The organism is Pseudomonas sp. MD195_PC81_125 (genome assembly GCF_014060985.1).
In the GTDB taxonomy this organism is placed as follows: Bacteria; Pseudomonadota; Gammaproteobacteria; order Pseudomonadales; family Pseudomonadaceae; genus Aquipseudomonas; species Aquipseudomonas parakoreensis.
The window spans coordinates 1-11,537 of record NZ_JABULD010000696.1; the positions used below are offsets into that span (position 1 = coordinate 1).

At 64.2% G+C, this 11,537-nt stretch carries 3 protein-coding genes and 3 pseudogenes; all 6 read left to right on the plus strand.

All coding sequences use genetic code 11. The features are described 5' to 3' along the window. Positions 1 to 209 precede the first annotated feature (209 nt). Positions 210 to 1,434 (plus strand): annotated as a pseudogene (locus HT737_RS32015) (condensation domain-containing protein); the annotation flags it as partial. Continuing rightward, the gene (locus tag HT737_RS32860) at positions 1,423 to 2,319 is read left to right on the plus strand and encodes an AMP-binding protein (protein WP_374011200.1); all 897 of its coding nucleotides are present in this window, start codon (positions 1,423 to 1,425) and stop codon (positions 2,317 to 2,319) included. The pseudogene HT737_RS32015 and the gene HT737_RS32860, both read left to right, overlap by 12 nt. Continuing rightward, positions 2,264 to 4,582, plus strand: a pseudogene (locus HT737_RS32025) (condensation domain-containing protein); the annotation flags it as partial. The gene HT737_RS32860 and the pseudogene HT737_RS32025, both read left to right, overlap by 56 nt. 265 nt (positions 4,583 to 4,847) lie before the next feature. Next, positions 4,848 to 8,159, plus strand: coding sequence for an amino acid adenylation domain-containing protein (locus HT737_RS32030; protein WP_374011199.1), 3,312 nt, complete (start codon positions 4,848 to 4,850; stop codon positions 8,157 to 8,159). A 66-nt stretch (positions 8,160 to 8,225) separates the two neighbouring features. Beyond that, positions 8,226 to 9,374, plus strand: a complete 1,149-nt coding sequence (macA, locus tag HT737_RS27260; protein ID WP_182404373.1) for a macrolide transporter subunit MacA — start codon at positions 8,226 to 8,228, stop codon at positions 9,372 to 9,374. A 2-nt stretch (positions 9,375 to 9,376) separates the two neighbouring features. Next, a pseudogene (locus tag HT737_RS27265) lies at positions 9,377 to 11,333 on the plus strand (MacB family efflux pump subunit). Positions 11,334 to 11,537 lie beyond the last annotated feature (204 nt).

The following is an 11,537-nucleotide window of genomic DNA, read 5'->3' on the forward strand; positions in this document are numbered from 1 at the left end:
TTCGCTGCTGGCCATGCGCATGGTCGCGCAGGGTGCGTCAGCAACTGGGGCTGGAACTGGTGCTGGCCGATCTGTTCGCCAACCCTGAACTGGCGGCGGTCGCCGAATGCCTTTGCGTAGCGCAGGTCAGTAGCCAACCGCAGATCGTCGCGGTGCCGCGTGACGGCACCCTGTCCTTCGCCCAGCAGCGCCTGTGGTTTCTCGCGCAAATGGACGGCGGCAATTCGGCGTACAACATTCCGCTTGGCCTGCGCCTGCACGGGCGGCTTGATGTTGAAGCCTTGCAGCGCGCGCTGACGCAGATCGTTGCGCGCCACGACACCCTGCGCAGCCGTTTCGTCAGCGTCGACGATCAGGCGCAGGTGACGATTGCACCGGTCGATTGCGGCCTGCTGTTGCAGGTGGAGGACCTGCGCCAGGACCCACAGGCCGAAGCCACGGTGCAGGCACTGCTCGCGCAGGAAGCCGCGACGGCCTTCGATCTGCAGCACGATCCGCTGATTCGCGGACGCCTGCTGCGTCTGGCTGACGAGCAGCATGTGCTGTTGCTGACCGTGCATCACATCGTCGCCGATGGCTGGTCGATGGGTGTGCTGACCCGTGAGCTGATGGCGCTGTACCAACCTTCAGTCACGGGCAACCGGATCCGTTGCCACCACTGGCGCTGCAATATGGCGACTACGCCGTGTGGCAGCGGCGCTGGCTCAGCGGTGACGTGCTGCAGCGGCAAAGCGATTACTGGCAGCAAACCCTCGACGGCGCGCCGGCGTTGCTGACCCTGCCCACCGACCGTCCGCGTCCGCCACAGCAGGACTTCGCCGGCAGCAGCGTCGAAGTACGGCTGGACGAGCGTCTGAGTGCCGGGCTCAAAGCCTTGAGTCAACGGCACGGCGTGACCCTGTTCATGACCCTGATGAGTGCCTGGTCGCTGTTGCTGAGTCGGTTGTCAGGGCAGTCCGACGTGGTGATCGGCTCGCCGGTGGCCAACCGCACCCGGGCCGAGATCGAAGCCTGATCGGCATGTTCGTCAACACCCTGGCCCTGCGTATCGACACTTCGGGCGAGCCGAGCGTTGCTGCGCTGCTGGCACGGGTCAAGGCGCGCACGCTGGAGGCGCAGGCGCATCAGGATCTGCCGTTCGAGCAAGTGGTGGACATCGCCCGGCCGGCGCGCAGTCTGGCGCACAGCCCGCTGTTCCAGACCACGCTGAGTTGGGACAGCAGCGTCGGCCCGCACCTGGCGCTGGGCGATCTGAGTCTTGAAGCTGTGGCTGCGCCGGGCCGGGTAGCCAAGTTCGACCTGACCCTGACCCTGGGTGAGGTCAACGGGGTGATTCGCGGTTCGCTGGAATACGCCACGGCGTTGTTCGATCAAGCGACCGTCGAGCGTTATGTCGGTTACTTGCAGCGCCTGCTGGCGGCGATGGTCAACGATGAGCAGACAGTGCTGGAGCGGGTGCCGTTACTCGCCGAGTCTGAGCGGCAGCGCTTGCTCTGCGACTTCAACGCCACCGCACGCGAATACCCGCAAACGCTGACCGTGCACGGGATTTTCCAGCAGCAGGCAGCGGCGCATCCGAAGGCGGTGGCGGCGGTGCACGGCGAGCATTCGCTGAGCTACTTCGAGCTGAACGCCCAGGCCAACCGTCTGGCGCATCACTTGATCGCCCAAGGCGTGCAGCCGGGCGACCACGTGGCGATCCTGTTGCCGCGTTCGCTGGAACTGCTGGTGGCGCAACTGGCAATTGCCAAGTGTGCGGCGGCCTACGTGCCGCTGGACATCAACGCGCCGAGCGAGCGGCAGGCGTTCATGGTCGAGGACTGTCAGGCAGCGGCGTTGCTGACCCTCAGCCGTGAAGTCATCGACTACGCTGCGCCGCGCATCGACCTTGATCGCTTGACCCTCAGCGGCCAGCCGACACACAACCCGAATCTGGCGCAGTCCTCGGAGGCGCTGGCGTACATCATGTACACCTCCGGCTCCACCGGCGCCCCGAAAGGCGTGATGGTGCCGCACCGCGCCATCGGCCGCCTGGTGCTGAACAACGGTTATGCCGATTTCAACCCGCAGGATCGCGTGGTGTTCGCCTCCAACCCGGCGTTCGACGCCAGCACCATGGACATCTGGGGGCCGCTGCTCAATGGCGGGCGCGTGGTGGTGATCGATCACCAGACTTTGCTTGATCCGAACGCCTTTGGCCGCGCGTTGAGCGCAACCGGGGGCGACGGTGCTGTTCGTCACCACTGCGCTGTTCAACCAGTACGTGCAGCTGATTCCGCAGGCGCTCAAAGGCCTGCGCATTCTGTTGTGTGGTGGTGAGCGTGGCGATCCGGCGGCGTTCCGTCGACTGCTGGCCGAGGCGCCGGCGCTGCGTATCGTGCATTGCTACGGTCCGACCGAAACCACCACTTACGCGACGACGTTTGAAGTGCGTGAAGTGGCGGAAAACGCCGAGAGCGTGCCGATTGGCGCGCCGATCTCCAACACCCAGGTGTACGTGCTCGACGCGCACCAGCAACCGGTGCCGATGGGCGTGACCGGCGAGTTGTACATCGGCGGGCAGGGCGTGGCGCTGGGTTACCTGAACCGCGCCGATCTGACCGCCGAAAAGTTTCTGCGTGATCCGTTCAGCGAGCAACCGGGCGCGTTGCTGTATCGCACCGGCGACCTCGCACGCTGGCTGGCCCCGGGGCAGCTCGATTGCATCGGGCGCAATGACGATCAAGTGAAGATCCGTGGTTTCCGCATCGAGCTTGGGGAAATCGAAAACCGCCTGCTCAACTGCCAAGGGATCAAGGAAGCCGTGGTGCTGGCGCGCCGCGATGGTCAGGACATCACCCGTCTGGTGGCGTACTACACCGCGCACGCCGGCCACCTGGACAGCGCGGATCTGCACGCGCAGTTGCTGGCGCGATTGCCGGAATACATGGTGCCGAGCGCGTGGGTGCAATTGGAGGTCCTGCCGTTGAACAACAACGGCAAGGTCGACCGCAAGGCGCTGCCGGCACCGACGCAGGCAGCGATGCTCAGCCGGGTGTATGTCGCGCCGATCTCGGCGCTGGAACACCATCTGGCACGGATCTGGACTGGCTTGCTGCGGGTTGAACAGGTCGGTCTTCACGACAACTTCTTCGAACTGGGCGGGCATTCGTTGCTGGCGATGCGCATGCTGTCGCAGGTGCGCCAGCAGTTGGGCGTCGAGCTGACCCTCGCCGAGCTGTTCGCCAACCCCGAGCTGGCCGCTGTCGCCGAGGTGCTGAGCCGGGCAGGGCGCAGCACCTTGCCGGAGATTTTGCCGGCACCGCGTGATCAGCGATTGCCGCTGTCCTTCGCCCAGCAACGCCTGTGGTTCCTGGCGCAGATGGACGGTGGCCACAGCGCCTACAACATCCCGGTCGGTCTGCGCCTGCGCGGTCGACTGGATGAAGACGCGCTGCTGCGGGCACTGGCACGCATCGTTGCGCGTCACGAAACCCTGCGCAGCCGCTTCAGCCAGATCGACGATCAGCCGCAGGTGCTGATCCTGCCGGCCGAGAGCGGTCTGTTGCTGGCGGTAGAAGACCTGCGCCAGCACCCACAGGCTGACAATGCCTTGCGCGGTCTGATCGAGGAGCAGTCCTGCGCCTCCTTCAATCTGCAGCACGATGCGCTGCTGCGCGGGCGTCTGGTGCGTCTGGCTGATGATCATCATGTGCTGTTGCTGACGCTGCACCACATCATCGCCGATGGCTGGTCGATGGGCGTGCTGACCCGTGAGCTGGCGGCGTTGTATCAAGCGTTCAGCCGTGGCGAAGACGATCCGCTGCCCCCGCTGGCGCTGCAATACACTGACTACGCGGTGTGGCAGCGGCGCTGGCTCAGTGGCGAGGTGCTGCAGCGTCAGAGCGATTACTGGCAGCAGACGCTGGCCGGTGCGCCGGCCCTGCTGAGCCTGCCCACTGACCGTCCGCGTCCGCCGCAGCAGGACTATTCCGGCAGCCGCGTCGACATCCTGCTCGATCAACACTTGAGCACCGGTTTGAAAGCCTTGTGTCAGCGTCGCGCGGTGACGCCCTACATGGTCATCATGAGCGCCTGGGCGATGCTGCTCAGCCGTTTGTCCGGGCAGAGCGACGTGGTGATCGGCTCGCCGGTAGCCAACCGCACCCGCGCGGAGATCGAAGGTCTGATCGGCATGTTCGTCAACACCCTGGCGCTGCGCATCGACACCTCGGGCGAGCCGAGCGGCGAGGCGCTGCTGGCGCGGGTCAAGGCGCAAACCCTGGCGGCTCAGGCGCATCAGGATCTGCCGTTCGAGCAAGTGGTGGACATCAGCAAACCTGTTCGCAGTCTGTCGCACAGCGCGTTGTTCCAGACCATGCTCAGTTGGGACAACAACGACGGCCCGAGCCTGGCCCTCGGCGACCTGACCCTGGAAGGCGTGGCCGGCGACAGCCATTTTGTGAAATTCGACCTGTCGCTGAGCCTTGGCGATTCCCACGACGGCATTCGCGGTTCGTTGCGCTATGCCACGGCGCTGTTCGATGAGTCGACGGTGCAGCGTTTCGTCGGCTACTTCCAGCGGCTGCTGGCGGCGTTGGTCAACGATGATCAGGTGCTGTTGACGCAGGTGCCGTTGCTGACGACGGATGAGCGTCAGCGCGTGCTGGTGGATTTCAACGCCACCGAAGTCGATTGCCCGCTGGAACAACCGCTGCACGGCTTGTTCGAAGCGCAGGCGCGCCGGAAACCAGAGGCTGTCGCGCTGCAATCCGCACAGGGAAACCTGACCTACCGCGAGCTCAATCAGCGCGCCAATCGCCTGGCCCCGGCACCTGCGCGCACAAGGTGTGCAACCGGATGCGCGGGTGGCGATCTGCGTCGAGCGCGGGCTGGATCTGGTGGTCGGTCTGCTCGGCATTCTCAAGGCTGGTGGTGCCTATGTGCCGCTGGATCCGGGGTATCCGGCGGAGCGTCTGGCCTACATGCTCAAGGACAGCGCGCCGGTGGCGGTGCTGGTGCAAACGGCGACTCGCGGGTTGTTCGATGAAGGTGCCGCGGCGTTGATCGACCTGGATCACGGCAGTTGGCAACATTTGCCGGATCACGATTCGCCAGTGCCGGGCCTCAGCGCCTCGAACCTCGCCTACATGATCTACACCTCGGGTTCGACCGGGTTGCCGAAAGGCGTGATGATCGAGCATCGCAGTGCCTGCAACATGGTGCATTGGGGTTCGCAGCTCAGTCCGCCGACCGAACACGGTGCGCTGCTGCAAAAGGCGCCGTTCAGCTTCGACAGTTCGGTGTGGGAGATCTTCTGGCCGCTGTGTTCGGGGATGCGTCTGGTACTGGCGCGACCGTACGGCAACCGCGATTCGGCCTATGTGGTGCAGACCATTCGTGAGCATCAGGTCACCGTAGTCAAATTCGTTCCTGCGCTGTTGCAGCAGTTCATTGAGCAGGACGGGGTCGAGCAATGCACCAGCCTGACCGATGTGCTCAACGGTGGCGGCGAACTCAGTGCAGCGCTGGCGCGTCAGGTGCGCGATCGCCTGCCGTGGGTGCGGTTGCACAACGTTTATGGCCCGACCGAAACCACCGTGGACAGCACGGGCTGGACGCTGGAACCGGACATGCCGGTGCCGGACAACGTGGTGCCGATCGGCACCGCACTGAGCAATACCCGGTTGTACGTGCTCGATGCCTACGGTCAACCGGTACCGCAAGGTGTCAGCGGGGAGTTGCACATCGGCGGCGTCGGCGTGGCGCGCGGTTATCACGGTTTGCCGGAAATGCAGGCCGAGCGCTTCATCGACAGCCCTTTTGTGGCGGGGGATCGGCTGTATCGCACGGGAGATCTGGCGCGCTACAACAATCACGGCGAGCTGGAATTCCTTGGTCGCAACGACTTCCAGATCAAGCTGCGGGGCTTGCGTCTGGAGCCGGGAGAAATCGAGGCACGGTTGATCGAGCATTCGGCGATTCGCGAGGCGGTGGTGATGGTCCGTGATGAGCGTCTGGTGGCCTGGTACACCCTGCGCTCGGGCGTAGAAGCACCCAGTCTGGAGGCCTTGCGCGCGCATGTGCTGGAGCGTCTGCCGGAGTACATGGTGCCGGGTGCGTTCGTATTGCTCGACGCCTTGCCACTGACACCGAACGACAAGATCGATCGCAAAGCCTTGCCGGAGCCGGGGGCAGATGCGGTGATCAACCGCCCATATTTGGAACCCCAGGGTGAAGTCGAAAACGCGCTGGCGCGGATCTGGGGCGAGGTGCTCGGCGTCGAACAGGTCGGTCGCCATGACAACTTCTTCGAGCTGGGCGGGCATTCGTTGCTGGCGGTGAAACTGGTCAATCTGCTGCAACGGGCCGGGCTGCCACTGTCGATGGCCGAGCTGTTCCAGCACCCGAGCATCGAGTCTGCCGCCGTGCTGCTCAATCAGGGCGAGGCACTCAGTCAGCCTGACGGGCTGGTCGTGGTGCGCGCCGGGGAACACGGTACGCCGCTGTTCCTGTTGCACGAATTCAGCGGCAGGGACGTGTATTTCCCGACGCTGGCCCAGCACATCGGTGGCGAGTTCCCGATTTACGGCCTGCCCGGCGTGCCGCTGGGGCAAGCGCCATTGCGCACGCTGGAGTGCATGGCGCAGCGCATGGTCGGGATCATCCGTTCGGTGCAGCCACATGGGCCGTATCGTCTGGCGGGCTGGTCGTTCGGCGGGGTGCTGGCGCATGAGGTCGCCCAGCAATTGCTTGGCCTCGATGAACCGGTGGAATTCATCGGCATGCTCGACAGCTATGCGCCAAACCCACTCGCCCAAGACAAAACGATGTGGAGCGGCGAGGGCCTCGACAAGCGTCAGTTGCTCGGCCATTGCCGTGGCCGTTCGCTGATGCTCGGTGCTGAAAGCGAGGCGGCACTGGCGGCAGTGCAAGCGCTGGAAGCGCAAGTCGAACAACTGGACTTCCCCGAGCTGTTCCAGCGCTGTCAGGCGCAACAGCTGACCGACCCGGAACTGGCGACGGTCAGCGCGGCGGACGCCTGGCATTACTTTGATCGCGAAGCCGCGCATCGCCTGGCGCTGGCACATTACCGGGTCAGCCCGGCGAGCCAGCCGATCCACTTGTTCCGTGCTCAGGAGCGGATGGACGGCCAGTCATTGCCGAGCCCGACGCGCGGCTGGGAAGAGCGCTTCGATATCGGCTTGCTGCGTTGCATCGACATCCCCGGCGATCACCGGACCATGATGAAGCCTCCGCACATTCAGGCACTCGGTCAGGCCATTACCGAAGCGCTGGAAACCCTGGTGACGCCGCAGCCGGCGCCGTATCAACCGCTGTTGACGATCCAGACCGGGTACGCCGGGCATGCGCCGATTTTCTGTGTGCCGGGGGCGGGTGACAGTGTCACCGGGTTCATTCACCTGACCGAGGCGATCGGCCCGGAGTGGCCGATCATCGGCCTGCAACCGCGCGGGCTGGACGGCGTCAGTGTGCCGCACAGCGCGGTCGAAGCCGCTGCCGCGTTCTACCTGCAAGCCATCGAGCAGATCCATCCGCAAGGGCCGCTGCACCTGATCGGTCATTCGTTCGGCGGTTGGGTGGCGCATGCCATGGCGGCGCAGTTGCAGGCGGCCGGGCGCGAGGTGGCGTCGTTGACCTTGATCGACAGCGAGGCGCCGGGCGCTGACGGCACGGCGGGCAAGCCGTACACCGCGACTGCGGTGCTGCAACGGCTGATCGACACCTTGCAGTTGTCCTGTGGCAAGTCGCTGGGCATCGATCCGGCGACCTTCGCCAACGCCGACGACACCACGCAGTTGCGTCTGCTGCACGCCGGCATGGTGCGCGCCGGGGTGCTGTCGGAGCGCGCGGCACCGGACGCGATGCACGGCCCGGTCCGCACGTTCGCCAGCGCCTTGCGCACGGTCTATCAGCCGCGTCTGGCCTACAGCGGGCCGGTGCGGCTGGTGCTGGTCGATGACCCGACGCTGTACGAGTGGGGCAATCAGCGCGAACAGGCGGCGATGCTCGAAGGCTGGCAGCGGCAGGTCAGTGATCTGGCGGTGTGGTACGGGCCGGGCAACCACTTCACGATTCTCAAGGCGCCCAACGTCTTCAGTTTCGCCGCGTGGTGGCATGACGGTCTGGCGCTGGCGGTCGGCGAAGCGCTGTCCTGAGTGTGGTTTTTCTATCAAGACCCGGCCGCTGGCCGGGTCCATCCCTGAACGGACTTGTGGTTATTTATGGAAAAGTCGAAGTTGCGCAAAGTCGGTATGGGGTTGGCGTTGGCGGCGGTGGCCGGGTTGGTGCTGTTCACGGTGCAGGCCCCCGCCGAAGCGCCGAAATACCAGACAGCGCCGGTCGAACGCACGGACATCGAAAACACCGTGCTCGCCACCGGTTTGCTGGAAGGCGTCAAGCAAGTAGATGTCGGCGCGCAAGTGTCGGGGCAGTTGAAGTCGCTCAAGGTCAAGGTCGGCGACAAGGTGAAGAAGGGCCAGTGGTTGGCCGAGATCGATCCGCTGGTGCTGCAGAACACCCTGCGTCAGGCTCAGGTCGATGAGGAAAACCTGCAGGCGCAGAAGCGCGCCACGCAGGCGCAGCTCAAGCAGACCAAAGCGATTTACGAGCGTTATCAGAACCTGCAGGAAGACGCTTCGATCTCGCGTCAGGATTTTGAAACCGCGCAATCGAACTACGAGGTGCAGCAGGCCAATCTGTTGTCGCTGGACGCGCAGATCAAGAGTGCGCACATCCAGATCGACACCGCCAAGGTCAACCTCGCGTATACGCGGATCGTCGCACCCATCGATGGCGACGTGGTCGGCATCGTCACCCAGGAAGGCCAGACCGTGATCGCTAACCAGTTGGCGCCGATCCTGCTGAAACTGGCGGATCTGGACACCATGACCATCAAGGCGCAGGTCTCGGAAGCGGACGTGATCCATATCGCGCCGGGACAGCAGGTGTACTTCACCATCCTCGGTGAGGACAAACGCTATTACGGCCAGCTGCGCGGTACTGAGCCGGCGCCGCAGAATTTCCTCGAAACACCGCCGGCCGGCACCCCGAAACAAAACACTGCGGTGTTTTACAACGCGCTGTTCGAGGTGCCCAATCCCGACCATCGCTTGCGTATCTCGATGACCGCGCAGGTGCGCATCGTCCTTGATACCGCGCAATCGGTGTTGACGGTGCCGGTGGCCGCGCTCGGCCCACGCAACGCCGATGGCAGCTTTCCGGTGCGGGTGCTGGACGCCAAGGGCCAGGCGCAGTCGCGCAACGTGCAGACCGGGATCAACAACAACGTCAAAGTGCAGATCAATCAGGGCCTGAATGAAGGCGAGCGGGTGGTGATCGGCGATCCACTGCCCGCCGTGGCGGGGGCTTGAGCATGACGCAGCCGTTACTGCAACTGACCGGCATCACTCGCAGTTTCACTGCCGGCGACCGCGAGTTTCTCGCGCTGAAGGACATCAACCTGACGATCAACGCCGGAGAAATGGTGGCGATCATCGGCGCCTCCGGGTCCGGCAAATCAACCCTGATGAACATCCTCGGCTGCCTCGATTACGCCACCGCCGGCAGCTACAGGATCAACGGCCAGGAGACCCGCGACCTCGACGATCAGGCGCTGGCCGAACTGCGCCGCGATTACTTCGGCTTCATCTTCCAGCGTTATCACTTGCTGCCGCACCTGAGCGCGATGCACAACGTCGAGATGCCGGCCATCTACGCTGGCATTCCGGCGCCGCAACGCCACGCCCGCGCCCGTGAGTTGCTGGCGCGGCTAGGCCTCGACGGGCACCTGACGCATCGCCCGAGCCAGCTCTCTGGCGGTCAGCAGCAGCGGGTGAGTATCGCCCGGGCCTTGATGAATGGCGGTGAAGTGATCCTTGCCGACGAACCCACCGGCGCCCTCGACACCGCCAGCGGCAAGGAGGTAATGCGCATTCTGCTGGAGCTGCACGCAGCCGGGCACACGGTGATTCTGGTGACCCACGACCCGAAAGTCGCGGCCAACGCCGAGCGCATCATCGAAGTCAGCGACGGCGAAATCCTCAGCGACCGGCGCAACCAGCGCGACACCGGGCAACTGTCGGACGAAGACGTGCCACCAAAACCCCCGGCGCCCCGCCGCCTGGTCGCCAGCCTCGGGCTGTTCAAGGAAGCCTTCAACATGGCCTGGGTGGCGCTGATTTCGCACCGCATGCGCACCTTGCTGACCATGCTCGGGATTGTCATCGGCATCACCTCGGTGGTGTCGATTTCGGCGATCGGCGAGGGCGCGAAAAATTACGTGCTCAAGGACATTTCGGCGATTGGCAGCAACACCATCGATATCTATTCCGGCAGCAGTTTCGGCGACAAGCGCGCGGCCTCGATCGAGACGCTGGTGCCGGCCGACGTTACCGCGCTGAATCAGCTGTATTACGTCGACAGCGCCACCCCCGGTGGTCGGCCGCAGCATGCTCCTGCGTTACCGCAACATCGACCTCGACGCGCAGATCAACGGCGTCAGCGACCAGTATTTCCAGGTGCGCGGGATCAAACTGGAAGCGGGCATTACCTTCAGCGAAAGCGATGCGCGGCGCCAGGCGCAGGTGGTGGTGATCGACTACAACACCCGGCATCGGTTGTTCGGTGAGGGCGTCGATCCGCTGGGGCAGGTGATTCTGATCGGCAACCTGCCGTGCACGGTGATCGGCGTGGCAGCCGAGAACAAAAACCTGTTTGCCTCCGGCAAGACCCTCAACGTCTGGGTGCCCTACGAAACCGCCGCCGGCCGGATCCTGGGCCAACGCTTCCTCGACAGCATCAGCGTACGGATCAAGGACGGCCAATCGAGCAAAGTGGTGGAAAATCATGTCACCCAATTGCTGTTGCAACGCCACGGCATCAAGGATTTTTACACCAACAACCTCGACAGCGTGATGCAGACCGTGCAGAAAACCAGCCGCTCGCTGGCCTTGCTGCTGTCGCTGATCGCGGTGATTTCGCTGGTGGTCGGCGGCATCGGGGTGATGAACATCATGCTGGTGTCGGTCACCGAGCGTACCCGCGAGATCGGCATTCGCATGGCGGTCGGCGCACGGCAGTCGGACATTCGTCAGCAGTTTCTGGTGGAGGCGGTGATGGTCTGCCTGCTCGGCGGGGCCATCGGCATTTCCCTGTCGTACGCCATCGGCCACCTGTTTTCGCTGTTCATCAAGGAATGGGAGATGGTGTTCTCCATGGCCTCGGTGTTGACGGCGGTGATCTGCTCGACGCTGATCGGCATCGTCTTCGGCTTCGTCCCCGCGCGCAATGCATCGCGCCTGGACCCGATCGAAGCGTTGGCACGGGACTGATTGCCGGAGCTGATTGGCCGGGCTCGTGCCTGAAGCGCACAAATCGAAAGGGACGGGTCATGACCCCGTCCCTGTTTTTCGCCCTCAATCCAACTGTGGGAGCTGGCTTGCCAGCGATGACGGCCCACAAGCCGACCAACCTCCCAACTGAATGCACTCATTCCAACTGTGGGAGCGAGCCCTGCTCGCGAAAAGCGTCCTGCC

What these genes read in the sequence shown, in the direction of transcription:
- HT737_RS32860 (WP_374011200.1), top strand. Translation starts at nt 1,423, where the DNA reads ATGGTCAACGATGAGCAGACAGTGCTGGAGCGGGTGCCGTTACTCGCC.
- macA (WP_182404373.1), top strand. Translation starts at nt 8,226, where the DNA reads ATGGAAAAGTCGAAGTTGCGCAAAGTCGGTATGGGGTTGGCGTTGGCG.